Origin of the sequence: Dactylosporangium maewongense (assembly GCF_039531485.1) — a bacterium.
GTDB lineage: Bacteria > Actinomycetota > Actinomycetes > Mycobacteriales > Micromonosporaceae > Dactylosporangium > Dactylosporangium maewongense.
In genome coordinates, this window is sequence record NZ_BAAAQD010000020.1 from 211,166 (window position 1) to 236,974 (window position 25,809).

The window sequence follows — 25,809 nt, forward strand, 5'->3', positions numbered from 1 at the left end:
CCCTTCAGACCGGTCGTCCGAGCACCCAGCGCACCCATTGCGCCGTCGAGCGGACCGGGCCGATCCGCCGGCACCAGCCGCGGCGGGCCAGGTCGTCGGCGATCTCCTGGGCGGCGACCTGCAGGCCCAGGAACGTGTCCACGCCGGGGAAGTAGCCGCCGAGCGTGGTCGCGCCGGACGCGTACAGCGCGCCGTCGCCGCTCGCGGTGCCCTTCACCTCGAAGTGCCGCTCGACCTCGAGGCGGCCGAGCGGGTTACGGCCGGCGCCGCCGTGCTCCAGCAGGTCGGCGAGGACCCGGTGCTCGGCGATGTCGGCCTCCAGGCCGGTGCAGTCGATGATGTAGTCGGCGCGGATCTCGCGGCTGCCGGCGTCGCCGTCGACCAGACTGACGAGCGTGCCGTCGGTGTCCGGCCACACCTTCTGGACCGTGCCCTGCGACGCGCGGTACCAGCCCTCGACCCGGCCCTTGCGCATCTGCTGCTGCCAGCGGCGGCGTTTCGGCGTGTTCGTGCCGCCCATCTCGCGGTACAGCGCGGCGCGTTCCTCCCCGTCGAGACGCCGCATCCGCGCCTTCAGCTGCCCGCCCCACACCGACTTCGGATAGTTGAATCCCTGGTACGCGAAGCCGTCGCCGCCCTTGCGGCGCGCCCACAGGTGCGGGCCGTGTGCGCCGGTCACGAACGTGCGGAACAGGTGCACGACCGTGGTCTGCAGCCCGTGCCGCTCCCGGTCGTCCATCAGCCGCTGCAGCACCCGCGACGCGACGATCCCGCCGCCGCGCACGAGGACCGTGCCCGGCCGGGTCTTGAGGAACTCGTACACGTGCTCGTGCGGCTCGTACGCGTTGACGACGCGCTCGAAGTCGTTGTGCTGCTCCCGGTACGCCTGCAGGTCCGGCAGGAACCGCAGCCCCGGATACCCGACGGCGAGATGCACGAACCGGGACCGGTAGGCGACCCGCTTCGTGGGTCCGCTGCCCGCCGGCGGGGTGAGGATCGTGAAGTAGCCGCCCTGGTCGCGCCGCCGGACCAGCCGGACGACTCCGGTGACGCGCATCTGCTCGTACCCGATCCGCGCCGACTCCCGCCGCATTCCGGCAAACACGTCCCCGGCCCGCGGGGTCCAGTAGTCCGCGAACAGCGGCTCACCGAGGACGTGCACCAGCGGCCGCAGCGTGCGGTCCCGCCAGGCCTCGCTCAGCGCGTACGACGGGAAACCCCAGATGTTGTCGGGCCGCGACGACGAGTCGGACCGGATCCGCTCCCGCTCCGGGATCTGTGACACCCGGGTCAGGTACTGGTAGGTCTGCCAGGGATGGTCGATGTTGGACAGGACGCGGATATCCGACACCGGCACCCCCGCGACCCGCAGATAGTCGACGGTCACGAACGACCCGATGCCCCCACCGACGGAGACGAACGGCACGTCGACAACCGGTATGCCCGCGGCCTCCACCATGGCATCCGACCATGTGGCGGCACCCAGCAGCGCAGACGTCAGCTCGCCAGCTTGCATTCGCATCCCCCGATCCGTGTGCACATACGGATAGCACACGGACACAAACGCTGCGGCCCCTCTTCCCGGTTGGAGCCTTCCGCCCGCGATGCCCGGCGCACCGCTGCCCGCGCCGCGGCGGTGCACATCGATGATCTTAGGGCGGCGGGTCGTGGCAGCTGTCCCGTCCGGCGACCGCTACGTGGTTGTGGAGGACAACATCGACGATCTGCGCTGGGCGCTCAGATGGCGACGGCGTTCGAGACCTTCCATGCCCCGTCGACGGGCACCATGGTGAGCACCACGCGGTTCTGGTCGACCTTCTCACCCGTGATGTTCGTGTTGCGACGGTACTGGTTGAGGTAGAGCAACAACTCGACGCGTTCCGGGCCGGCGCTGACGACGCCGGAGGCGGACACGGCCGCGCGGACGATTGCCTGTTCCGACACCGCGTTGGGTTTGAGTGCGGCGGTCGTCCGGCCGTACTCGTCGGCGAATTGGCCGGTCACAAACGTCCGCGCGTTCGCGACGCTGGTGTCGAAGCTGCGGTAGTCGTACGAGAAGATCGCCTGCGCGGCGGCGGTTGCGGCGGTGAGCGACTGGCGGACCGCCACGTCCCGCTGGTGCGCCTGCTGGTGCTCGTACCAGCCCACGCCGGCGAAACCCAGACCCAGCGCGATGGCAAGGGCGAGCGCGACGACGCCCTTGCGGTACCCCTTCGGAAACCTCGGCATGACGGACCTCCTGCTTCAGCCGACGAACTGCAGCCGGGACACGAGCCAGCGGCCCGATCCGCGGTCGTGGGCGACGTCGACCTGGATGCGGAAGTGCGAGGCGCGCCCTTCCGGCGACTTGGCGTTGCGAACGGTCGCGTCGACGGCGACCAGCACGACGGCCGCGCTGCGGTCGCCGGAGACCAGGGCCGCGCGCAGCACCGTCCCGCGCGACTCGACGTTGTTCTCCACGATCGCGGCCCGCACCTGCGTCTGACCGCGGGTGAACTCGTCGCGGAAGTCGCCGGTGGCGCCGGTGACGATCCGCTGCAGGTCGCGGTCGACGCTGGCGGCGCTGACCGAGACGAAGTTGACGGTCGTCTGTTTCGCCGCGGCGAGTGCCTGCTGGTGGGCGCGGTCGAGCATCCGGTCGCCGTACCAGCGGCTGCCGAAGACGCCCGCCCCGGTGAGGGCCACGCACATGACGACCACCAAGACGACGGTGCTGAGCGCGGGCCGGGAGAACCGGAGCCGGCTGCGCGGGGCCGGCTCGCGACGCTGCACCGTGCGGCGGTGCGGTCGCGGCCTGACCCGCTTACCCGGTTCCGGCGCGCGCTTCTGCTCCGTCGTGGACTCGGTCGTGGCCTCGGTCGCGTCCGGTGGGGCCGGGGCGTCGTCGGGCAGGACGGGCTCCTCGCCGAGCTGTCGCAGGACCGCGGTGATCGGGTCACGCTGCCGCCGCGTGCGGCGGGTGGCCGTGCGGCGCCGGACACTGCGCGGCGGGAGCTCGGTCCCGGCCGCGCCGCCCTGCACAAGCTTCAGCGTTCGGTGCTCAGGTGCGGACACAACTGCCTCCATCCGAAGGTGCGCTACGGGGCGAGCCCGGCGAGCAGGAGCTGTTTCCAGGACTGGTCCCCGGCGAGTCCGTACTGCCCGCCGGTCGTGCCGAACAGCAGCGGGTGGCCGTCCGTGCCCAACGCCACCCCGGACGCCGGGTCGTACCCGCCGGTCTCGTCCGACGGGCCGGGCGGTGGCGGGTCGCTGCCGCCCGGGCGCGGTACGTTGTTCGTGCCCCGGACGCTCGAGCCCCGGGCCTGGTCGGCGGCGCCGCAGCGGGTGCCCTGCCCGTATCTGCAGGGCGGTGGGTCGTCGACGTTGAGCACCAGGCCGAGGTGGGCGGTGCCGTCCCCGGGCGTGACGGTGAAGCCGCCGGCGACCGTCATCGGGTACACGACGAGGATCTGCTCGATGCCGGGCAGGCGGCGCGCCGCGACGCCGTTGACCGACACGAGGTTGCCCAGCAGCGTGCCGATCGTGGGGTCGAGCGCGTCCAGCAGCGTCACGAGTTCTCGGGCGGCGGGTGGCGCGTCGGTGATGAGCCGCCGCAGGTCGGGGTCGGACGAGCGCAGTGTCGCGGCGATCTGCGCCAGTCCGCTCGCCCATTGCCGGATCGCCGCCGAGGACTCCTCCTGGGTGGTGAGCACGGTGCGGCCGTCGCGCAGCAGGGTGAGCGTCTGCGGCAGGTTCGCCGACGCCTCTCGCAGGATCAGGTCGCCGGCGTCGAGGATGCGGCGCAGCGCCTGCTCGTTGCCCTCGAAGGCGGTGCCGAGCTCGTCGATGACGACGGACAGGGCGGCCGGGTCGACGGAGCGCACGAGCGCGTCGAGGTTGGCCAGCAGCGTCTCGGGGGCCAGTGGGGCGCCGGTGCGGCTGCGCGGGATGACCGAGCCGTCCCGGAGGTACGGGCCGGCGTCGGTGTCCGGGCGCAGGTCCAGGAACTGCTCGCCGACGGCGGAGCGCTGTCCGACGACGGCCCGGGTGTCGCTCGCGACCCGGACGCCGTCGTCCAGCCGCAGCCGTGCCCGGGCGCCACCGTCGTGCAGCGTGACGGCCTCGACCCTGCCGACCGGCACACCGCGGTAGGTGACCGGCGCGTTGGCGAAGAGGCCGCCCGCCTCGGCGAAGTCGGCGTGGACGACGTACCCGCGGCCGAGGAGCCGGTCGCCGAGCCCGACATACGTGACGCCGACATAGCCGACGCCGACCAGCCCGACCACGAGAAACGCCAGGACCTGCAGCTTGGCGGAGCGTCGGATCATGGCAGCAGCCCTCCTCCGAGAACGTCGGGCAGCCCGCCCTGCCGCCCGGTGACGGCGCCGGTCGCGGGTGGCAGCAGGCAGCCGGGCGACAGTGCGGTGCCGGGCGGCAGCACCGTTCCGGGCGGGAAGACGGTGCCGGGCGGCACGATGCCGCCGGGCGGGAGCAGGCTGCCGGGCGGTGCGACGCTGCCGGGCGGCAGCAGGGTGCAGCCCTTCGGCAGGTCGCAGCCGGACGGGGGCTGCCAACCGGGCGGCAGCACCCCGCCGACCGGCAGGCACGGCAGCGGCAGCACGCCGGGCAGCGGCGGCGTGGTGACGGGCGGCTTCGTCGGGCTCTTCCCACCCGTCCCCGGGTTGGACTTCCCCGGTTGTGCGCCGCCGGTCGCCGCGGGCGCCGGACCGGCCGGCGCGGTCGCGACGAGCAGGTTCGAAAGGATCGTCGGGGCGTCGAGGTCCGCGGTCGCGCCGAGGTTGACGAAGTCCCCGACGATCGCGCCGGTGATGTTGGGCGGGAAGGGGAACGTCAGCATGAAGTCCAGGGACTTCGGCAGCGCGTCGCCCGCCTTCACCAGCTGTTCGAGGATCGGCTGGACCGCGCGCAGGGACGCCAGCGTGTCGTCGCGGCTCTGGTCGACCACCTGGGTGCCGACCCGGCCCAGCTCACCCAGGGCGGTCAGCGCGAGGGTGAGCTGCTCCCGCTGGTCCTCGAGGACGGTCAGGCCCGGGGCGAGGGAGCCCAGCGCCGTGCCGATGACGTCCCGCTGCCGGGACAGCTGCCCGGTCAGGCGGTCGAGCGAGTCGACCGCGCGCACGATGTCGGCCTTCTGCTGGTCCAGGCCGCCGACGAAGGTGTCGAGCTGGTGCAGCGCGTCCTTCGCCTCCGGCTCGCGCCCGTCGAGAGCCTTGGCCAGTTCCTCGTTGATCGTCTTGAGCTGCGCCAGGCCGCCGCCGTTGAGCAGCATGCCCAGCGCGACGAGCACCTCCTCGACCTCGGCCGCCCGCCGGGTCCGGGCCAGCGGCACGACCGCGCCGTCGGTCAACCGGCCGCGCGGCGGCTCGGTCGCCGGCGGGTCGAGCGCCACGTACTTCTCGCCGAGCAGGCTGGTCTGGCGCACGGCCGCGGTCGCGTTCGCGGGCAGCCGCACGTCCCGGGCGATCCGCAGCCGGACGCGGGCCGTCCAGCCGGACAGCGAGATCTTCTCCACGCTGCCGACGGTCACGTCGTCGACCTTCACCGCGGCCTGCGGCACCAGGTCGAGGACGTCGGCGAACTCGGCCGTCACGTGGTACCCGTCGCCGCTGGGCGCCCCGCCCGGCAGCGGGAGCCCGGCGACGTCGGGCAGCCCGCAGCCACCCACGAGGAGCGTGCCGGCGAGCATCGCGGCCAGGTGCCGTCCGGCGCGCTTCACGGCGTGCCTCCCAGGATGCCACCGACGGTGAGATCCCGCGTGACACCGGGCAGCTCGGGCAGTCCAGGTGGTGCCGGCAGTCCGGACGCGGCCGGCTGGGCGGGCGCCGCGGCGCCGTTCGCGGCGGGCGGCGCGGCGGCCGGCAGCCCGAGAAGCTTGCGCAGCTGGTCGGTCAGCGGCAGCCCCCGGGCGTTGAGGGTCTGGGCGAGCGCGAAGCACTCCTTGGGGATCTGTTCCGTCGGCACGAGGTCGACCATGACCGAGCACACGTAGCTCGCCGGGTCGTAGGGCCCGAGCGCGTTGTCCCGCGTGTCGAGCGTCCCCGACGTGGCGTTGTAGGCCAGGTTGAGGTTCGACAAGGCCAGCGGGGTGACGTCGAGGATCTCGATGATCGCCTTCTGCTGCCGTACCAGGATGCCCGTCACGTCGGCCAGGGCGTCCACATCGGACTTCAGCGCGTCGCGGTTCTCCCGGATGAACGTGGTGACGTCGCCGAGCGCCGTCGCGAGGCTGCGCAGGGCGGCGGCCAGCTCGTCGCGCTCGCCGGCGAGCTGCCCGGCCACCGCGGCGAGCTGCTGGTTGAACGCCCGCACCTGCTGGTCGCTCTCAGCGAGTGCGGTGGTGAACAGCTGGAGGTTGACGACCGTGCCGAAGAGGTCCTGCCGCCCGTCGGCCACAGTGGACAGTGCGCGGCCGAGCCCGTCGAGCGTGGCGTGCAGGTTGTCGCCGTTGCCCTCGAGATTCGCCCGCCCGGCGGCGACGAGGTCCTTGAGCGCGCCGTCGGCGTTGGCGCCGCCCGGCCCGAGCGCCCGGTTGAAGTCGTCGAGCGCGCGGTAGATGTCGTCGATCTCCATCGGCGCGGCCGTGCGCTCCACCGGCACGTCGGCGCCGTCGCCCAGGGCCGCGCCACCGTTGTACGCGGGGGTGAGCTGCACGTACCGGTCGCTGACGACGCTGGGCGGGATGATCAGCGCCTGGGCGCCGGCCGGGATCCGCCGGTCGGCGTCGTACCGCATCTCCACGCGGACGGTGCGACCCTGGGGAGTCACCGAGACCACCTCGCCGATGTCCACCCCGAGCACCCGGACCGACGAGCCCTCGTGGATGCCGACAGTGCGGCTGAAATGCGCGACGAGACGCCGTTGCGGCCGCCCGCCCAGGAACACGACGGCTGCTGCCGCGGCGACGGCGAGCACCACACCCGCCGCGATGAGACGACGCCTGCGCATCTCAGCGCCCTCCCGTCGTCGGCTGGTACGGCTGGAGCAGCCCGCTGACGTACGAGTCGAACCAGCGGCCGTTGCCGACCACGTTCGCGAACGCGTCGACGAACGGCCCCATCCTCTGGATGGTCTGCTCGAGGTTGTCGCGGTTGCGTTGCAACGTGGCCACCACGCCGCGCAGCTGCCGCAGGGCCGGCTCCAGCTGCTGCCGGTTGTCGGCGATCAGGCCGGACAGCTGCGTCGCGAGCGCGTTGGTGCCGACCAGCAGGTCGTGGATGGCGTCCTTGCGGCGGCTGACCTCGGCCAGCAACGCGTTGCCGTCGGTGACGAGCTCGCGGAACTCCTCGTCGCGCGCGGCGAGCACCCCGGTGACGTTGTGCGCGCGGGCGAGCAGCTCGCGCAGCTCGGCGTCGCGGTCGCCGACCGTCTTGGACAGCCGCGACAGCCCGTCCAGCGACAGCTGCACACTCGCCGGGGTGTCGGCGAATGTCTGCGCCAGCGTGGTGAACGCGTTCGCCAGCTGGGTGGTGTCGATCGAGTCGAGCGTGTCGGCCAGGCCGGTCACCGCCTGGACCACGTCGAACGGCCCGGCGGTGCGCTCCAGCGGGATCTCGGCGTCGTCGGCGAGCCGGCCCGGCCCGTCGGGCGCGAGCGCCAGGTACTTCTGGCCCAGCACGGTCTTGATCCGGATCGTCGCGCCGGTGCGGGTGCCCAGCCGCACGTCGTGGTCCTCCAACCGGAACCGCACACGCACGTACGGTCCGGTGTTGCCCTGCGCCAGGTCGACGCCGGTGACCTTGCCGACGCGGACCCCGGCGACGCGGACCTCGTTGCCGGGGACCAGCCCGCTGGCGTCGCGGAACGCCGCGCGGTACGAACCCTGAGCGGTCAGCGCGGCGAGCGCGTCGAGCTGGAACGCGCCGAGCATCAGCGCCGCCAGGACGGCCAGGCTGACCGCGCCGACCACGACCGGATTGCGTTCCCGGAACGGTTTCACGCGCCACCTCCCGGTTGCCGGCACCGCGCCGCCTGGGAGCTGAAGGTGGCGGGGTTGAGGTCGCCGCCCCCGGCCACGCTCACGTTGCCGTCGAAGTCGCAGAGGAAGAAGTTGAACCACGAGCCGTAGGACGCGACGCGGGTCAATGCGGTGTACCGCTGCGGCAGCCCGCCGAGCGTCCGGTCGATGACCGCGGCGTTGTCGTTGAGCGTGCCCGACAGCGTGCCGAGCGCGTTCACGTCGGCGGCGATCGTCGGCCGCGCGTCACCGAGCAGCGAGGCGGTCGCCCCGGTCAGCTGGCCGAGGTTCACCAGGGCATCGCCGATCGCCAGCCGGTCGGCCGCGAGCCCCGACACGAACTGCTGCAGCTGGCTGATCGTCACGTCGAGGTCGCCGCTGTGGTCGTCCAGTGTGGACAGTACCGCGTTGAGGTTGGTGACGACCCGGCCGATCACCGCGTCGCGGTCGGCGAGCGTGTTGGTCAGCGATGCGGTCCGCCGCAGCAGGCTCGCCATCGTGCCGCCCTCGCCCTGCAGGACCTGGATGATCTCGAAGGCGAGCTGGTTGACTGCCTGCGGGGTCAGCGCGGTGAACAGCGGCCGGAAGCCGTTGAACAGCACCGTCAGGTCCAGCGCCGGGGTCGTCTGCGACTCGGGGATGACCTGGGACGGCCGCAACGGCACGCCGTCGCCCGGTCCCTCGCTCAGCGCCACGTACCGCTGGCCGACCAGGTTGCGGTACCGGATCTTCGCCCGGACGCTCGTCGTCAGCGGGATGTCGTCGGCCACGGTGAAGGCGATCTCCGCGACGGTGTTGCCGGCGACCTTGATGTCGCGGACCTCGCCCACCTTCACGCCGGAGATGCGCACGTCGTCGCCGACGAGGAGCCCGGTGACGTCGGTGAAGTGGGCCCGGTAGCGGGTGCCGCCCGTCGAGAACGCGCCCAGCGTCTGTGCGAGCAGGGCGGTCAGCAGCACGGTCACGGCCGCGAAGACGGTCAGCTTCACCAGCGGTGCGAGCACAGTCCGGTTCATGCGCCCTCCGCTTCGCTCCGGCCGCCCGAACTTCAAGCTGAGCCCCTGATGAGCGGCCCCTCCGCTGCGCTCCGGACCGCTCATGGCGCGTTCACCACCGCTCCGCGCAGCAGCGGGCCCCACAGCAGCACCGCGATGTCCGGCACCTCGGCGGGCGGCACGCCCATCGTCGCGCCCAGCAACGGCTCCAGCAGCTTGCGCTCCTCGGCGGTGCCGGCGTCGGCGGTGGGCAGCGGCACCGCGGGGACCGCGCCCGGGATCAGCCCGACGGGCAGCTTCGACGGTCCGGGCCGGGCGGCACCGTAGTCGTACCCGTCGTTGATCGGGGTCGACGGCGCGGGGACGTGCGGGTCCGGCAGGCCCCGGCAGTCGGGGCCGTTCCTCGCGCCGTACACCGGCTCGTCCCTGCCCGGCACGAACCTGCCGTTGTCGCGGGTGATCTCCAGCGTGATGCGCATCCGCCCGGAGGCGAACACCTGCTCCACCCGCGGCTGCAGCGCGACCAGGCCACGCATCAGGCAGGGGTACTCCGGCGCGTACGCGGCCAGCAGCTCCAGGACCGGCCGGCTCACGTCACCGACCTGGATGAGCTGGTCGCCGTGGCGTTCGAGGAAGAACCGGGTCACGTCGGCGGCCTCCGTGCTGTCGGCAAGGAACGCGGCGAGCTGGGTACGCTGGTCCGTGACGGTCCTGGCGGTCACCGACGCGTCGCGCAGGATGGCAAGCAGGTCCGGCATCGCGCCGTCGTAGACGTCCAGGACGTTGGCGAGCCTGCGCACGTCCTCGGCGATCAGCGGCATGTCCTTGTTCAGCGCGGCGAGGTAGCCGTCCAGGGAAACCAGCTGCTCGCCGAGCCGGTCGCCCTTGCCGTCGAGGGCCGTGGCGATCGCGCCCAGGGTCGCCGCGAGCTTGTCCGGCTGGATCGACTGCAGCAGCGGCAACGCGTCGTCGAGCACGCGCTCCAGCTCGACGCCGCTCGCGCTGCGGTCCTGCGGGATCACGTCCCCGTCGCGGATCGGGCGGCTGGTCTGCTGCGCGGGGGGCACCAGCGCGACGTACCGCTCACCGAACAGCGTCTTGGGCAGCAGCCGGGCGTTGACGTCGGCGGGGATCTGCGGCACCAGCGCCGGGTCGAGCGCGAGCCGCAGCCGGGCGCCGCCGCCGTCGCTGGAGACGGTGCGCACCTCGCCGACGACGACGCCGTAGAGCTTGACCTCCGCGCCGGGGCTCAGCTGCATGCCGGTGCGGCTCGCCTGCAGCGTCACCCAGGTCACGTCGTCGAACGCCTTGTGATACTGCAGGACCGCGAGGCTCAGCGCCGCGCCGAGCAGCGCCACGAAGGCGAGGCCCAGGAATCTGTGCCGCGCGTTCATCCGGCGATCCGCACCGTGGTGGTCGCGCCCCAGATGGCCAGCGACAGGAAGAAGTCCACGACGTTCACCGAGACGATCGCCAGGCGTACCGCACGACCGACCGCCACGCCCACCCCGGCCGGGCCGCCACTGGCGGTGTAGCCGTAGTAGCAGTGCACCAGCACGACGATGACGCTGAACACCAGCACCTTGCCGAAGGACCACAGCACGTCCTCCGGCGGGAGGAACAGGTGGAAGTAGTAGTCGTACGTGCCGGCCGACTGTCCGAAGTAGACGATCGCCATCGTCCGGGTGGCGAGGTAGCTGGAGAGCAGGCCCAGCACGTACAGCGGGATCACCGCGATGAAACCGGCGATCATCCGGGTGGTGACCAGGAACGGCAGCGACGGCACGGCCATCACCTCGAGGGCGTCCACCTCTTCGGAGATGCGCATCGCGCCGAGCTGCGCGGTGAAGCCGCAGCCGACGGTCGCCGACAGGGCCAGCGCCGCGACGAGCGGCGAGATCTCCCGGGTGTTGAAGTACGCGGAGATGAACCCGGTGAAGGCGCTGCTGCCGATCTGGTCGAGGGCCTGGTATCCCTGCAGCCCGACCTCCGTGCCGGTGAAGAAGGTGAGGAAGCAGATGACGCCGACCGTGCCACCGGCGACGGCGAGCGCTCCGGTGCCGAAGCTCACCTCGGCGAGCAGGCGAAGGACCTCCCGCTTGTACCGCCGGATCGTCCGCGGCGTCCAGGCGAACGCCCGCAGGTAGAACGCCAGCTGCCCGCCGAGGTTGTCGAGGTGTCGCAGGACCGGCATGTCAGCTCCCCTTCTGCGGCACGATCTGGAAGTACACGGCGGTGATGACGAAGTTCAGCGCGAACAGCAACATGAACGTGATGACCACGCTGTGGTTGACCGCGTCCCCGACGCCCTTCGGCCCGCCGCGTGCCGTCATGCCCTTGTACGAGGCGACGAGCGCGGCGACCGCGCCGAAGCACAGCGCCTTGATCTCGCCGACGACCAGGTCCGGCAGCTGCCCCAGCGCCTGGAAGCTGGCCAGGTAGGCGCCCGGCGTGCCGCCCTGCATGACGACGTTGAAGAAGTAGCCGCCGGACACGCCCACCACGCTGACCAGGCCGTTGAGCAGGACCGCGACCAGCATCGTGGCCGCGATCCGGGGCGCGACGAGGCGGTGCAGCGGGTCGATGCCCAGCACCTCCATCGCGTCCAGCTCCTCGCGGATCTTCCGCGCCCCGAGGTCGGCGCAGATCGCCGAGCCGCCCGCGCCGGCGATGATGAGCGCGGTGACGATCGGGCCGGCCTCGCGAACCACCGCGAGCACCGACGCCGCGCCCGTGAACGACTGCGCGCCGAGCTGGCGGACCAGGGAGCCGAGCTGCAGCGCGATCACCGCGCCGAACGGGACCGAGACGAGTGCCGCCGGCAGGATCGACACGGAACTGACGAACCAGGCCTGCTGCAGGAACTCGCGCACCTGGAACGGCCGTCGGCCGAGCCCCCGCAGCGCGTCGAGGCAGAACGCGAAGAACAGCCCGGACTGGCGCAGCGGCGCGGTCATCGGACCCGCCCCGGTTCGGTGTGGAAGGACCCCGGCGGCGGGGTGACGCCGTGCTCGAAGCACCATTCGCCGGGCGGTCGCTCCGCCCGGCGCGGCAGGCCGTCCGACGGCTGCAGTTGCAGCGGGATCGGCGGCAGGGGCGGAAGCTCGACACCGGCGTCGGCCTCGGCCTTGAGCTCGTCGGCGTCCTTCTCCTCGGCCATGCCGATCGGCCCGACCCGCTGCGCGTTGAGGAACTGCCGAACCACCGGCTCGGTGCTCGACAGCAGCATCTCGCGCGGGCCGAACATCGCCAGTTGGCCGTGGTAGATGAGCCCGATGTTGTCGGGCACCGTACGGGCCGTGTTGATGTCGTGCGTGACGATCAGGAACGTCGCGTCGATCTGCTGGTTGAGGTCGATGATCAGCTGGTTCAGGTAGGCGGTGCGCACCGGGTCAAGACCCGAGTCCGGCTCGTCGAACAGGACGATCTCCGGATCGAGGACCAGCGCCCGGGCCAGGCCGGCGCGCTTGCGCATCCCGCCGGAGATCTCCCCGGGCAGCTTCCGCTCCGCGCCGACGAGGCCGACCATCTCCAGCTTCTCCGCGACGATCGCCCGGATCTCCCGCTCCGGCTTGCGGGTGTGCTCCCGCAGCGGAAACGCGACGTTGTCGTAGATGTTCATCGAGCCGAACAGCGCGCCGTCCTGGAACAGCACGCCGAACAGCTTCCGCACCTCGTACAGCTCCCGCTCGCCGAGGCGGGTCAGGTCGTGCTCACCGATCCGGATCGCGCCCCGGTCCGGCTTGAGCAGGCCGACCAGCGTCTTGAGGAACACCGATTTGCCGGTACCGGACGGGCCGAGCAAAACCGAGATCTCGCCGGCGGGCAGGGTGAGGCTCACGTCGGCCCACACCGGCTGGGCACCGAAGGACTTCGCCAGTGCCTCGACACGCACCTCGACGCCCATCCGGCCCTCCTGCCTGAACCCGTTGCCTGTGACATCGCGGCACGGGCGCCCGGCGTAACACCGCGGGCCGGAATTTTTTCGCGACCACCCGTCCGGCTGGTGGGATCGGCCGCCGCCGGTTACCGTGCGGAAACCCCCCGGTAACGAAGGTGCGCACCCAACGCGATGACGGCAACGATCGAACCAGAGCTCGTGGACCGCGCCCTGCGGGCCGATCCGGACGCCACGGCGGCGCTGCTCGCCGAGCTGCGGCCCGGCATCGTCCGCTACTGCCGGGCCAGGCTCGGGCGGGTGGGCGGCGCGTACACGACCGCCGACGACATCGCGCAGGAGGTGTGCCTCGCGCTGCTGCGGGCGATGCCCAAGTACCGTGACCAGGGGCGGCCGTTCACCGCCTTCGTCTACGGGATCGCGGCACACAAGGTCGCCGACGCGCAGCGCGCCGCCGTCCGCGACGCCGGGACGGCCCCGGTCGACACGCTCGCTGACCGGCCCGACGCGGCACCGGGCCCGGAGCAGCGGGCGCTCAGCACCGACCTGGCACGGCGCCTGTCCGGACTGCTGGCCCAGCTGCCCGAGCCGCAGCGGGAGATCGTCGTCCTGCGGGTGGCGGTGGGGCTGCCGGCCGACGAGGTCGGCGCGATCGTCGGCATGTCCGCGCCCGCGGTACGGGTCGCGCAGTCCCGCGCGCTGGCCCGCCTGCGTACGCTGGCAGGCGACACGTTGGGCGAGGTGGCGGCGTGAACGGGCCGGCGCGTGACCGCGCCGTCGAGCGGAGCGAGGTGACGTGGTGACGGAGCGCAGTGGCGAGCCGCCCGTCGACCTGGCCGAGATCCAGGCCGACGACGCGCTGCTCGACGCCCTCGGCCGCGGCGAACCGGCACCGGACGACGACGAGTTCGCCGGCCTCCTGGCGGGCTGGAGGGCAGACCTCGGCACCGACCTACCCGCGGACCTCCCGTCCGGCATCCCGGTGCCGCTGCCCGCCCGCCGCCGCACCGGCGTCCGGAGGATGCTCGCCGGTGCCGTGGCGGCCGCTGTGCTCCTCGGTGGCGTGGCGCTCGGCGCCCGTCATTCGGGACCGGACAATCCACTCTGGCCGCTCACCCGGGTGCTGTACCCGCAGCAGGCCCAAGCCCTGGCGGTGGAGCACACGATCGCACTGGCCGGCGACGCGGCGGCGGCCGGACACTACGACGACGCCCGCCGCCTGCTCGACGTCGCCGCGACGGACGTGGAACGGATCGAAGACCCGGCGACGCGGCAGCGGCTGCGAGACCGGATCGAGGAGATCCGCCGCTCCCTGCCGACGGCGACCGGCCCGGCCGCACCCGCCAGCACGCCGCCCACGCCGGTCACCCCCTCGACCCCGGCGCCGTCGCCGGGCGTCACCACGCCGGGCCACACCCCCGGATCGGGCGGCGGGGACCCCACGACCGGTCCCGGTCCCCTCATCCCCGACCTGCCGACACCGCAGGTGCCGCCGCTGCCCGGGCCGAGTCTGCCGCTGCCACCGCTGCCGTCGTCGTTGCTGCCCGGACTCCCCGGCTGAACCGACTCCAAACACCCCGCATGAACTCGAGCCTTTCAGGGACCAGCCGGTCTGTGGGGATGCTGGTACCTCTTGTGGTGCCGCATACCCGGAGGACGAAGAGCCGACGGGAGGTGGTCACCTTCTCTCCCGTCGCCTGGAAGCCTTCGTCAGGGCGATCAGGGTTCGATCGGGCGGACCTGATCGCGGTAGCGCTCGTAAAGGGCGCGGTTGTGCGCATCGCCCTGAGCGAGATTCGCGGACACGTGGACCGGCAGCTCGACGCCGCGATCCAGCAGCTTGCGGCAGACCAGTTCGGTGAGCAACTGCGCGATGAGGACTCCGGTGAGGGACGAGACCGCCCCGATCCGTACTCCAGGAATGATCTCCAGTGCCGCGTCGCCGGCCGGTGCGTGGTTGTCGATCACCACATCTGCCAGGTCAGCAAGATGCGGTCCCTGGGTCGACCGTGCACCGGCCGAGCGGGTGTGGGCGAGTGAGGTGACCGCGACGATCGGATGCGCGCGCTCGCGGGCCAGCGCCGCCATCTCGGTGATGGCGGCGTTGAGGCCGGAGTTGGAGACGATCAGGAAGGCGTCGTGCTCGGACGGTGCGGCGAGGTGGTAGATCCGCTCGGCAAGGCCGGATTCGCGCTCGTACGTCGGGTCGAGAATCGGCCCCGGGTCGGCGCCGCCGAACATCACGAGATCCTTGACCGCCAGCATGCTGACGGCGGCGAGCCCACCGGCGCGCCCCGCGAGTTCGAGGGTGACGATCCGCGAGTGGCCGGTCCCGAACGCCTGTAGGACGCCACCGGCAGCGATGGCGTCGGTGACCAACCCGGCCGCGGCCTCGATAGCGTCGAGTTCCTCGGCCAGAACCTGTTCGAATGCGTTCCGGGCGATGATGGCGTAGGCAGGCTCAGGCACTGGTCCTCCTGGAATGTTCACGGTCGCGGGCGGCTTCGACGGCAGCTTCAACGGCAGCCTCTACGACGATCTCGCCGCTGCCCGAGGTAACCGGACTGACATGGGTTTCGTAGCAGGGTTGCGTGTCGCGGGCGGGTAGGTAGCCGACGTAACCGTTCGCATAGCCGAGGACCACGATGTCCCCCACCTGGTCGGGCGCTGCCGAACGGATCGTTTCGCCCAGCTCCAAGAACAGCTCGCCGGGAACGGCCACGACCGTAACCCCGTCGAGGTCCACCGCCTCCACCTCGATGACGTACGGTTCGGTGCGCCGGCGGGCGGCCTGTTCCTCCGCGATCCGCCGCCCCTGTTGCAGAACCCAGCGGATGCGTTCGTCCTCGACCCCCGGCGGCGTCTGTTGCAGGGCGACGTCGAGTTCCGCAGGCTCCTTGGGGGCGAGTGTGACGGTTCGCGAGATCGGTGGCCGTACCGGCGTCGGGGTGTCCCCGCCGACGTGCGGCAGCACCGGTTCGACCCGGCCGGCCAGCCAGGCGCCGAGTCGATTCACCTCATCCAGGCCCCGCCCCAGGCGGGTGTGTCGAGTACTGATGTCGCCGGCGGCGCCGGTGGCGACGACCACCCACCTGCCTGGTGCAGACAGCGCCCGGCGGATGCCGCCGTTCAGGTCCGCGCTCACATGGTTGTTGTCGGCGGGAAGGATGGTCGGGTGGACCGGAGAGATCACGACCAGCCCCACCACGTCGGTACCCGCGGTGACCGCGATGGTGTCGACGGGGATGTCCAGTGGGCCCGAGTCGGCGACGTTACGGCGACTCGCCAGCTTGGGAACCAGTGTGCGGGCGGAGCCGAGACGGGCGGCGCGTTCGGACGCCAGGGCGGACCGCGCGGCCGCGAGCGATGCGGCTTCAAGCCGGTCGGCGACGTGCCGTGGGGTGGCCTCGCCGCCGGGGCTGCAGCCCGCCTCGGGGCTCGCGTGGGTGTGGGTGGCGGCGACCCAGCAGGACTGCACGCCGATGTCCCGCACGGCGGTCCGGATCCGCTCGACGACGTCGCCATTGACGCAGATCAGATCCGCGACCACCAGCGCGAACCGGTGGCCGTCGTCGGCGAACGTGACGACGTGGACCTCCAGCGGGTCGAGCACATTCTGGACACCGTCGGATCGGTCGGCATAACCTCCCATGGGTTCTCCGGACACGACCTCGAGCCGCGCCACCCCGTGTCCGACCCTCATGCGTCGCCACCGGTTCCCTGGCTCGCGAGCAGGCGTGCGTAGGGGTCGACACCGCTCAGCAGCGCCGGACCACCATCAAGCGGCTCCGCTCTGGGGCTGACCAGGGGCAGCCCCCTGGTCTCAAGTTCAGCCGCCAGCGCCTGGTGGAGAGCGTTTCCCGGGGTCAGCAGCCGTCCGCTGAAGGACACCTGCTGGGCCGCCCGGCTGAGATCGAGCCGGACGGCTGCCGCCTGCGCCGCGTCGGCGAGATCGGTCGCCGCGTGGGCGCAGATCAGGCCAGCCACCGAGTCGGCCTGGGCGGCCGCGTCGAGCACGTCGCGGGCGAAGGCCGCGGTGCGGGAGATCATGGCGGGGTCCCGGTAGTAGCGCTGGAGTGACGTCAGGTCGATGCCGCCGAGTGCCGTGACGAGGCGGTCGGTCAGTACGGTTGTCGGTCCGACCTGGTCATGCGACGCGGTCGCGGCGCGCATTCCGGCCAGCCCGATGGCGTACGCGCTGCCGCGGTCACCGAGGTGCGGACCCCATCCGTCGAGCCGTACGTGGTCGCCGTCGGAGTCCACCGCGAGCACGGTCGTCCCGGTGCCGACGCACAGCAGCACGCCGGGACCACCGAGAGCGCCGGCGTGCGCGAGGACACTGTCCTCCACGACGACGGCCGGGCCGCCGAACTGCCGCTCGAGGGCGAGGGCGAGACGCCGGCGCTCGGCGCGCTCCCCCGGTACCCCGGTCAGGCCGGCGACCACGCCGGCCACCTGTGTGGGTAGGGAGATCGTCGCCGCGGCGCCACGAACGGCGGCCAGTATCCGGTCGACGCCGTCCTCGTCCGGACGGTAGGAGAAGCCCGGGCCGATGCCGATCGCGCGGCCCGCCGGGGTACGCAGCAGCAGCCGAAGTTCCGACTTGCCGCCGTCGATGGTGATCGTCGTTGTCATCGCGACATCCCTGCGGTCAGCCCTGCGACAATCTGCTTGGTCGCGAGCGCGAACACCACGGCCAGCGGTACCACGGCGATCACGAGTCCGGCGAACAGGGTGCCGCGGTCGGTGGCGAACTCGCCGAAGAACCGGGTCAGCCCGACCGGCACGGTGTACTTGTCCACAGTGCGCAGCAGCACCAACGGGTAGAAGAAGTCGTTCCAGGTCGGCGCGAACTGGAAGACCGTGGCGACCGCGAGCGCCGGCCGCATCAGGGGCAGGACGATCGACACGAACAGCCGGCCCTCGTGCGCGCCGTCGATCCGCGCGGCCTCCTCCAGTTCACCGGGGAATCCCCGCATGAAGCCCATGATCACGAAGACCGAGAACGGGATTCCGCTCGCCGCGTAGAGCAGCACCAACCCGATCCGGCTGTCGATCAGACCCATCGACTGGAACATGTAGAACACCGGCAGCAGGCCGAGTTTCGCCGGAATCATCAACCCGGACAGGAAGAACGCCGCCAGCAGGGCGCGGCCCCGGAACTTCCACCTGGACAGGGCGTAGGCCGCCATCGCCGACACGGTGACGCACAGCGCCACCGAGGCGCAGGTGACGATCAGGGAGTTGACGAAGTACGTCGAGATCGACGCGGTCTGCCAGGCGCGGGCGTAGTTGGTCAGGTCGAACGAGCGGGGCAGGCCGACCGGTGTCCGGAGGATCTCCGCGTTGGGTCGCAGCGATCCGATCAGCACCAGCAGCAGCGGGCCGAAGGCGATCGCGGCGTAGGCCCACAGGAGCACCTGGCTGCCGGCGACGTGCAGCGGCGAACGCCGGCGGGTGCCGCGCGCGGGTGGGTGGTCGTCCCCGGCCTGCCGTGCCGCGCGGGGGGCGGTGCGAACGACGCTCATCTAGTGGACCTCCCGGCGGCGCAGCGCCCGCTCCAGGGCGAGGGAGACGCCGAAGATGAGCACGAAGATCAGCATGGCCAACGCCGAGGACTCTCCGATCGCGTTACTGCCGCCCCGGAACGCGGTCCGGTAGTAGAGCAGGCCCAGGACGTCCATGGCGCCGCCGGGTCCGCCGTCGGAACCGCCGAGCGCGTAGACGAGGTCGAAGATGTTGAAGCATCCGATGAAGGTCAGCACGGTGATCACGCCGACCGCCGGCATCAGGAGCGGGAAGCGGATGCTCCAGAACGTCCGGGCCGATGACGCGCCGTCCATCGCGGCCGCCTCCTCCAACTCCTGGGGGATACCGGCCAGGGCGGCGCCGAAGATGAGCATCGGTCCGCCGATCCACTGCCAGGCGTTGACCAGGATCAGTACGGGCAGGGCGAGGTCCGGCTCGCCGAGCCAGGGGCGCGCCCAGGCGTCCAGGCCGATCGCCCTCAGCGCGAAGTTGACCGGGCCGAAGGTGGGGCTCAGCAGCAACGACCAGATGTACCCGACGATCAGCGGGCTGATCAGGTACGGAAGCGAGAAGAGCGTCTGGAACAGCCGCTTGCCCCAGGGGTTGCGGTGCAGGAGCACCGCCAGGCCGAGCCCGACGGTGTTCTGGATCGCCATGGTTCCGACGAAGAAGAGCACGTTGTGCCCGAGCGCGGCGGGAATCTCGTCACTCAGCGGATAGCGAGTGAGGATCTCCCGGTAGTTGCCGACTCCGACGAACGCCCCCTGCCGGGTGCCGTCCCAGCGGAACAGCCCGTAGTAGAAGGCGGTGACGATCGGTACGACGAGAAAGAGGCCGTAGAGCGCGATCGCCGGCAGGCAGAAGGTCGTGATCCACCCGGCCGAGACCCGTCCTGCCCGGCGGCGTGGCCGCCGGGCAGGAGGGACCGTCAGTTCTTGGGTCGGAACCACTGATCGACCCCTCGTTGGATGTGCGCGGCCGCGTCGGCGGCGCTGCTTCGGCCGAGGACGTAGTTGGAGAACGCTTCGGAGGCGAGGTCCCAGGCGGTAGGTGTGCCGCTGGAAAAGTACGCGTAGGTGACGTACGGGCTCGGGTTCGCCTGGTACGCCTTGAGGGCCTGGGCCAGGAGTTCGTCCTGCGGCTCGACGCCGGGCACCGGGGAGATCTGACCGAGCTCGGTGGACAGTGCCTTGCCGAATTCGGGGGTCGCCATCCACCGCACGAGGTCCAGCGCCGCGTCCCGGTGGGGCGACTTCGCCGAGACGCCGAACGAGCCGTCGACGTAGCCGGGCACGAGGGTCTTGTCGACCGACGCGCCGGGCGCCGGCGGCACGTTGAAGATGCCCAGTTGGAGCTGGGGGTCGGCCTTCGCGAATCCGGCGAGCTCCCACACGCCACCAGGGAACGCGGCGGCCCGCCCGGAGGTGAAGAGCGCCTGCGCGTCGGTGTAGCTCACCCCGGACGCCTGCGCCGGCCAGTACTTCTGGGTGCTCTTCCAGGTCTCGAGGGAGTTCACCCAGGGCGCGTCGGTGAACTTGGCCGAGCCGCTGAGCATCCTGGTGAGGTAGTCGGGCCCGCCGTACGTGGCGGCGCCGAAGATCTCCTGCTCGATCGGCAGCATCCACTTGTCGGTGACGGTGTTCGCCAGCGGGGTCACGCCGGCCCTACTGAGCTTGTCGAAGCCCGCGATCATGTCCGCCCAGGTGGTGGGGGCGGCGATGCCGTTGTCGGCGAAGATCTTCTTGTTGTAGATGACGTGCAGCGTCTGGATCGCGAACGGAACGCCGTAGACGCGCCCGTCCTTCTCGCCCCTCGCACCGTCGAGGACTGGCTTCGGGAATCCGCCGAGCTTGTCGACCTGGTCGTCGAGAGGCACCAGGCTGCCGGCGCCGACCAGCGGCTGGAGCAGTCCGTAGGAGCGCAGCTGCGCCACGTCGGGGCCGTTGGAGTCGGTGAGGCCGGTCTTGAGGATCGTGTCGTACTCGGTGTTCTTGTAGGGCAGGTACTCCACGGTTAGGCCCGGATGGGCCTTCTCGTAGATCTGGAAGATCTTCTTGTACGCCGCGACATCCTCCTGCCGCCAGCCCCAGACCTTCAGGTTGACGGCCTCGCCGCCGCCCTCGCCGCCTGGCGCGCACGCAGCAAGGGCGAAGGCGAGCAGCGCTGCCGCCCCTAACACACCGCGTCTTCCGGGCATCACATCTCCGATCGTCATGGCCCACCTGCTGGACGTGGCAGACCAGCCGAGACTAATACTGGTATAGACCGACGGTCAACGGTTGCGTCGGCCTCCCCCGCCGACCGGGCGATTGCCCGTACGATGGCTTCACTCACTGAGGAAGGAGAGCTGGTCCGTGCCAAGACCGCGACACGAGCCGATCGACGGGGCCCTTGAGCCGCTGCCGGCGGAGCACCACGCCGGCAAGGGCGAACACATCAGGGACGTCCTCACCGCCATGGTCCTGAACTCGCGGGACGGCGCGCTGCTCCCCTCCGAGCGGGTCCTCGCCGAACGGTTCGGCGTCGCCCGGATGACCGTCCGGGGCTCCATCGACGCCCTGGAGTCGAGGGGAATGGTCCGGCGGGTCCCCGGGCGTGGGACCTTCGTGCAGCACCCCACGCTGACCCACTCGGAGATCTTCCGCTCGTTCAGCGAGGACATGCGGATGCGCGGCATGACGCCGGGCGCCAAGTCGTACCGCGCCCGCACCCGCCCGGCCACCCGACTGGTCGCCGCCAACCTCGACATCGCCCCCGGCGACCCAACCCACTACATCGAGCGGATCCGTACGGCGGACGGCATCCCGATGGCGCTGGAGCGCACGAACCTCGCCGCGGCACGCTTCCCCAGCCTGCTGAAGGTGATGGAGCGCGACGACTCGCTGTACGAGGTCCTGAGCCGCGTCTTCGGGGTGCGACTCGAATCGGCGCGGCAGACCGTCACCATCGCCCGGCTCGCCGACACCGAGGCGCAGCGGCTCGAGGTCGGCGAGGACAGCCCGGCGTTCCTGATCGAGCGCATCTCCGTCGACAACATGGGGAAGGTCGTGGAATACGGCCGATCGCTCTACCGCGGCGACCGCTACGCCATCCAGATGCACGTCAGCCCCCCGACGCAGGGCGGCTGACGCGCATCCGGAGGACGGGTCAGCGAAGACCGGTGAGGTAGTGCGCCTCGAGTTCGGCCGCGGTCAGGGCACGGTCGTAGATCGCCGCCTCGTCGAGGTCGCCGAGCAGCCGCTGGTTCGCGTCGTCGCCGCGGCCGCCGAGCTTGACGCTCCCCGTACCGCTGCCGGGTGACACCGACGTCGCGACGCTGTTGTCCGCCACGCCGTCGATGTACACGGTCAGCCGTGACCCGTCGAAGACGGCGGCGACGTGGTGCCACGTGTTCGCCGTCAGCCTGGTACGACCCGTCACCAGGCCGTATCCCTTTCCGGCAGCGCCCAGCGACCACGCCTGCAGGACGCCGTCGGTCACCCGCAGCGCGTACCCGTTGACCGCCGGCCCGGTGTAGCTCTCGATGACCGCCTGCCCAGGCGACGGGGCGAGCGTGTCGAGCTTCACCCACGCCTCCAGGGTGAAAGCGCCCTGGAGGTTGGTCCGCGGGCTCCGCGGCGCCTCGATGTAGCCGGCGGAAAGGTCTGCCGCCCCGTCACCGGTGATCGCGCCCATGGCGCCCGGCTTGGCGCCGGCCAAGTAGGTCCCGTTCCGCCCGCCGGCGGAGCTGTCCACCGCGGTGCTGGAACCGGCCGCGTCGCCGAGCCGCCAGTAGCCGGCCGGGTCGGCCCCGGCCACGAGGTTCGGGTAGTTCTGCTCCCCGACCAGGATCGGCAGCGACACGGTCACCGGTGGCTGGCCGTCCTCGGCGAAGGACACCGTGACCTGATGGCGGCCCGCCCCGGCACCGGTCGGGACGGTCACGTCCACCGGCACGCTCGCGACGATCGTGCGGCCATCCGGCTTGGCACGGAACACCTGCGTCGCCGGGTCGACGGTCCAGCCGGCCGGGGCGGCCGCGGTCACCCGGCCACTGATCCGGTGATCCGCGAACACCTCGAAGGTGACCTGGAACCGCTTCGTCTTCCCCGGCGCGATGAGCGCCCCGGGCGGATCGACCGAGACGGTACCGCTGAACACGTCGGAGTAGTGCGGGACGATCTCGTAGACGCGCGGGGCCGCGCTGCCCGACGCCCACCGGATCCGCACCGCGCTGGCCGGCAGGTTCGCCGCCGACACCTTGGTGAAGCCGCCGGCGAGCGGCCCGAGATCCACCCAGCCGCCGTCGACCAGGGCCTGGATCACACCGCTGGCGGGAGCGGTGGCCTCCTGCACCACGGTCACCGCCGACAGCCGGTGCGGCTTGGTGATCGGAACCGTGATCGCATCGCCGTTCTGCGGCTTGGCGGCCGCGACGTAGGCCGTGTCGTCCCGCCGGTCGGTCAGGTTGCCCAGCGAGGACCCCTGGGCGGCAGCCGGTAGTCCCGTGGGCGCCCCGACGTCGCCGTACCAGCGGTCACCGATGTAGCCGTCGCTCTGGGCGGCCGCGAAGCTGAGGAGATCGTCGACCGGACCGGGGCTGATCTGGTGCCACGTCCGGTCGAGGATGCCGCGGGCGCGCGACTGCTCCCGCCGGGCTCGCCAGGCGGCTTCGCCGTCCCCCCTGTCCTGCGCCCGCAGGATGTCCACGGCCGCCCGACCCGCCTCACCGGTCACGCCGACGCGGTCCAGCCAGGGCTCGATCTGCTTGAGCAGCGCGGGATTGTCCAGCCGCGCCCGGAGTGTGGCGGGAAGTTCCGCCAGGCGGCGCATCTCGGCGTCGAGCTGCTGGAGCTGGGCGTTCACCGGCCGGCCGGCGGAGAAGTCGGCGATGAGCCGGCTGACGAGTGCGGCGAGCTCCGGCCGCGCGGTGTTGTCCAGGATGCTGGCCCGGTTGTTCTCCGCGAACAGCCGTAGCTGCTGGTACGCGTCGCCGCCGACGATCTGGAGCGTGCGCGTCCATGACCGCTCCGGGTCGTAGCCCGCGGGGTTCCAGGCGTAGTCGGCCTGCGTGCCAAGGGGGATGTGCGAAGCCTCCTGGTGCTGGACGAGTTCGTTGAACGAGATGCCGACGACGTCGCCGGCCATGCCGGCGTCGCGGTGCACCAGCGGGCCCAGCAGCAACCGGTTGGAGCTGTAGTCGTTGACCGGGTAGTTGTCCCAGAGCATGATCCGGTGCCGCGGCCAGGCGTCCTTCGCGGCCCGCAGGTCGTCTCTGGTGATGCTCGCCGAGACCACCTCCGGCCCGGTCCAGTAGAGGTCGACGTCGGTGCTCAGCAACTCGTCGAACCGGTTCTTGTACGGGGTACGGGTCATGCCCCAGTACTCGGTCGGCACGGCCACCAGGCGGCTGACGCCGGGACGCTTGTCGATGAACTCGCGCTGGACCAGGTTGGTGACTTCGGCCTGGGCGACGGCGAGCGGCGACGGATCGCCCTTGTAGGCGTCCCGGTCCTCCTGGCACGCGAAGTTGCCGGACACGTCGTCCCAGGCGATGACGTAGCTACGGACGCCGATCTCCCACAACTGTGCCAGGCGTGCCAGCAGCTTGGCCCGGTCGGCTTCGCGCACATGGCAGATCCCCCGGTTGGGCGCCATGGGCGCCTCCGGCGAGATCCGGTACACGAAGTCGACATGGCGCGCCTTCGCCAGATCCACGATCTCCCGCAGCCGGCCCAGTTCCGCCTCGTCGTACAGGGAGTCCCAGTTCGATCCGGTACGCAGGTCGTCAGCCGGTCCGTAGAAGAACTGGTTCATCTTGTGCCGGGCCAGGAACTCGATCTGCGAGCGCCGGTCCTCCTGTGACCACACCGGTCCGTAGAACGACTCCATGCCGCCGCGCACCCGGTATCCTGGCCAGTCCCGCACGGCCACACCGTCGAGGGCCATCCGCGGGCCTTTCGCCACGAGCAACTGACGCAGCGACTGAACGGCGTAGAAGGTGCCGGCGCCGTCTACGCCGGCGAGGACGATCCGCGGCCGCCCGTGCCGATCGCGCCCGGCCGCCAGCACGTACCCTTCCCCAGGCAACCCCGCCGGCCCCTCAACCCCGAGTGCACTCAGTACCGTGGTGCTCGCCGACGTCTCGCCCGGTCCACCGAGGACGATCAACGGGCGCGATGTAGAAGTGTCCACGGTTCGCACGACCTTGGCCGTGACACCGTGCGCCCCAAGCAGCTCCACGAGCGATTCCTCGGCCGCCGAATCCACGGCCGTGCCCGCGACGACATCGACATCGCCGGGCAGTACGACGGTTCCCGGACGAGGCTCCACATGCTGCGGCATCGGAAGAATGCGCACCACATCCAACGGATCATCAGCCCGGGCCTCGCCCCGAGCAGGAGGAGGGTTCACCAGACCAATGGCAAGCGCGATCAATCCGGCGAATAATCCAGCGCGGCGATAGCCACGAAACGAACGCGACAACAGCATCGAACCTCCACTCTTTCAATTCGAGTCAGCGCATGTATCGATATGCACGCCGACGCGGCGGACACCGTGCGGGAGGCCACAAACGCTGACCGACCCGAGGTTCGCCGGCCCGGTGGGTCAACAGACACGCGGCCGACTGTCGGGATCGGTGTTCGCGCCGCCGTGAGCAGTCTTCCGGCGACTGGCCGGGCCGGGCCGGGCCGGCGCAGCCGGACTCGTCGCGTGGTCGCAGGCATCACCCAGGTAGACCCACAGTCAACGTGACAGTCGCGACGCCGAACGACACCTGAGCTCTGCGCCGCATCCTCGGATCCTCCAACCGAGATCAGTTGAGCCCAACTGGTCTATGCCGGTAACTAGAATCCATGCCACGCCTGGCCACGTCAACCCCGCCGCCCAGAACCGCAGATGCAGGCGGTCGGCCATCAACCGTCGGTACGCGGTGACTGAGGCATCGCAGTCGGCTGTGGACCCGGTCGAGCACCGTGCTGCGATCTGGTGGTGAACGAACTCCTGTCGCAGGACTGCTACAAACTCTGCGCCTGCCGAGAATGCCAACCATGCGCGTGGTGGGCTCCGCCCGCTTCCTCTAGACCAACACGTCGCCCGGCCGTCAAGATCGGAACGGAACGCGGCAGGATGAGCTCTCGTGCTGCTGCGCCTGGCTTACCTGACTGCCACAAACACGTTCGCCGCGCTGCGGCTACTGCCGATGGGCGACCGGAACAAAGACGTCGAGACTCTGGCGCTGCGGCATCAGATCACCGTCCTGGAGCGGCAACTCGGCGCTGACCGAGTGAAATTCGCACCCGAGAACCGGGCCTTCCTCACCGCCCTCCTGGCACCCCCGCCCCGCCAGGCGCTGCGCCGACTGCGGCTACCCGGGCAGCGCCAGTACATCCTCGCAGTCATCGAGCACGCCAACCGCCGTATCCGCATCCTCGACACCACCCCGCACCCGA

The 25,809-nt window shown here is 71.3% G+C and carries 22 protein-coding genes; 3 read left to right on the plus strand and 19 right to left on the minus strand.

Annotated elements, in window-relative coordinates; translation table 11 throughout:
* Positions 1-4 precede the first annotated feature (4 nt).
* The 12 genes from ABD332_RS40570 to ABD332_RS40625 form a co-directional block, all read right to left on the minus strand.
* A complete protein-coding gene (locus ABD332_RS40570; RefSeq protein WP_344508894.1) occupies positions 5-1,522 on the minus strand; it encodes a hypothetical protein in 1,518 nt (505 codons plus the stop codon).
* 215 nt (positions 1,523-1,737) lie between these two features.
* Positions 1,738-2,229, minus strand: coding sequence for a hypothetical protein (locus ABD332_RS40575; protein ID WP_344508896.1), 492 nt, complete (start codon positions 2,227-2,229; stop codon positions 1,738-1,740).
* A gap of 15 nt (positions 2,230-2,244) precedes the next feature.
* Positions 2,245-3,054: a hypothetical protein gene (locus ABD332_RS40580; RefSeq protein WP_344508898.1), complete on the minus strand. Its 810-nt coding sequence runs from the start codon at positions 3,052-3,054 to the stop codon at positions 2,245-2,247.
* Between the two features lie 23 nt (positions 3,055-3,077).
* Complete coding sequence (locus ABD332_RS40585) at positions 3,078-4,307, minus strand: MCE family protein (protein ID WP_344508900.1); 1,230 nt, start codon at positions 4,305-4,307, stop codon at positions 3,078-3,080.
* Complete coding sequence (locus tag ABD332_RS40590) at positions 4,304-5,716, minus strand: MCE family protein (RefSeq protein ID WP_344508901.1); 1,413 nt, start codon at positions 5,714-5,716, stop codon at positions 4,304-4,306. The genes ABD332_RS40585 and ABD332_RS40590 overlap by 4 nt, the downstream gene beginning before the upstream one ends.
* Complete coding sequence (locus ABD332_RS40595; RefSeq protein ID WP_344508902.1) at positions 5,713-6,945, minus strand: MCE family protein; 1,233 nt, start codon at positions 6,943-6,945, stop codon at positions 5,713-5,715. Before ABD332_RS40595 ends, ABD332_RS40590 begins: the two co-directional genes overlap by 4 nt.
* Position 6,946: 1 nt before the next feature.
* A complete protein-coding gene (locus ABD332_RS40600; protein ID WP_344508903.1) occupies positions 6,947-7,936 on the minus strand; it encodes an MCE family protein in 990 nt (329 codons plus the stop codon).
* Positions 7,933-8,970: an MCE family protein gene (locus ABD332_RS40605; protein ID WP_344508904.1), complete on the minus strand. Its 1,038-nt coding sequence runs from the start codon at positions 8,968-8,970 to the stop codon at positions 7,933-7,935. The genes ABD332_RS40600 and ABD332_RS40605 overlap by 4 nt, the downstream gene beginning before the upstream one ends.
* Before the next feature lie 80 nt (positions 8,971-9,050).
* Entirely contained in the window at positions 9,051-10,343 is a 1,293-nt protein-coding gene (locus tag ABD332_RS40610; RefSeq protein ID WP_344508905.1) for an MCE family protein, read from the minus strand.
* Positions 10,340-11,143 carry an MlaE family ABC transporter permease gene (locus ABD332_RS40615; protein ID WP_344508907.1) on the minus strand — a complete coding sequence of 268 codons (804 nt, stop codon included), beginning with the start codon at positions 11,141-11,143 and terminating at the stop codon, positions 10,340-10,342. The genes ABD332_RS40610 and ABD332_RS40615 overlap by 4 nt, the downstream gene beginning before the upstream one ends.
* A 1-nt stretch (position 11,144) precedes the next feature.
* Positions 11,145-11,906: an MlaE family ABC transporter permease gene (locus tag ABD332_RS40620; RefSeq protein ID WP_344508909.1), complete on the minus strand. Its 762-nt coding sequence runs from the start codon at positions 11,904-11,906 to the stop codon at positions 11,145-11,147.
* Positions 11,903-12,856 carry an ABC transporter ATP-binding protein gene (locus ABD332_RS40625; protein ID WP_344508911.1) on the minus strand — a complete coding sequence of 318 codons (954 nt, stop codon included), beginning with the start codon at positions 12,854-12,856 and terminating at the stop codon, positions 11,903-11,905. The genes ABD332_RS40620 and ABD332_RS40625 overlap by 4 nt, the downstream gene beginning before the upstream one ends.
* A gap of 165 nt (positions 12,857-13,021) precedes the next feature.
* Between ABD332_RS40625 and shbA the strand changes: the two genes are divergently transcribed.
* Positions 13,022-13,600, plus strand: a complete 579-nt coding sequence (gene shbA / locus ABD332_RS40630) for an RNA polymerase sigma factor ShbA (protein ID WP_344508913.1) — start codon at positions 13,022-13,024, stop codon at positions 13,598-13,600.
* Positions 13,601-13,646: 46 nt separating this feature from the next.
* Positions 13,647-14,408, plus strand: a complete 762-nt coding sequence (locus ABD332_RS40635) for an anti-sigma-D factor RsdA (RefSeq protein ID WP_344508915.1) — start codon at positions 13,647-13,649, stop codon at positions 14,406-14,408.
* A 158-nt stretch (positions 14,409-14,566) separates the two neighbouring features.
* Here ABD332_RS40635 and ABD332_RS40640 read toward each other — a convergent pair whose 3' ends face one another.
* From ABD332_RS40640 to ABD332_RS40665, 6 genes are read right to left on the minus strand one after another with little or no spacing between them, the layout of a single operon-like run.
* The gene (locus tag ABD332_RS40640) at positions 14,567-15,316 is read right to left on the minus strand and encodes a sugar isomerase domain-containing protein (protein ID WP_344508917.1); all 750 of its coding nucleotides are present in this window, start codon (positions 15,314-15,316) and stop codon (positions 14,567-14,569) included.
* Positions 15,309-16,532 carry a hypothetical protein gene (locus ABD332_RS40645; RefSeq protein WP_344508919.1) on the minus strand — a complete coding sequence of 408 codons (1,224 nt, stop codon included), beginning with the start codon at positions 16,530-16,532 and terminating at the stop codon, positions 15,309-15,311. Before ABD332_RS40645 ends, ABD332_RS40640 begins: the two co-directional genes overlap by 8 nt.
* 14 nt (positions 16,533-16,546) lie before the next feature.
* Positions 16,547-17,482: an N-acetylglucosamine kinase gene (locus ABD332_RS40650; protein WP_344508921.1), complete on the minus strand. Its 936-nt coding sequence runs from the start codon at positions 17,480-17,482 to the stop codon at positions 16,547-16,549.
* On the minus strand, positions 17,479-18,375 hold the full coding sequence (locus tag ABD332_RS40655) for a carbohydrate ABC transporter permease (protein WP_344508923.1): 897 nt from the start codon (positions 18,373-18,375) through the stop codon (positions 17,479-17,481). The genes ABD332_RS40650 and ABD332_RS40655 overlap by 4 nt, the downstream gene beginning before the upstream one ends.
* Positions 18,376-19,326 carry a carbohydrate ABC transporter permease gene (locus ABD332_RS40660; protein WP_344508924.1) on the minus strand — a complete coding sequence of 317 codons (951 nt, stop codon included), beginning with the start codon at positions 19,324-19,326 and terminating at the stop codon, positions 18,376-18,378.
* Positions 19,305-20,555, minus strand: coding sequence for an ABC transporter substrate-binding protein (locus ABD332_RS40665; RefSeq protein WP_344508926.1), 1,251 nt, complete (start codon positions 20,553-20,555; stop codon positions 19,305-19,307). Before ABD332_RS40665 ends, ABD332_RS40660 begins: the two co-directional genes overlap by 22 nt.
* Positions 20,556-20,730: 175 nt before the next feature.
* On the opposite strand from ABD332_RS40665, the gene ABD332_RS40670 reads away from it, so the two are divergent.
* The gene (locus ABD332_RS40670; protein ID WP_344508928.1) at positions 20,731-21,504 is read left to right on the plus strand and encodes a GntR family transcriptional regulator; all 774 of its coding nucleotides are present in this window, start codon (positions 20,731-20,733) and stop codon (positions 21,502-21,504) included.
* Positions 21,505-21,523: 19 nt separating this feature from the next.
* On the opposite strand, the gene ABD332_RS40675 is transcribed toward ABD332_RS40670, so the two are convergent.
* Complete coding sequence (locus ABD332_RS40675) at positions 21,524-24,847, minus strand: beta-N-acetylglucosaminidase domain-containing protein (protein WP_344508930.1); 3,324 nt, start codon at positions 24,845-24,847, stop codon at positions 21,524-21,526.
* Positions 24,848-25,809: the final 962 nt, after the last annotated feature.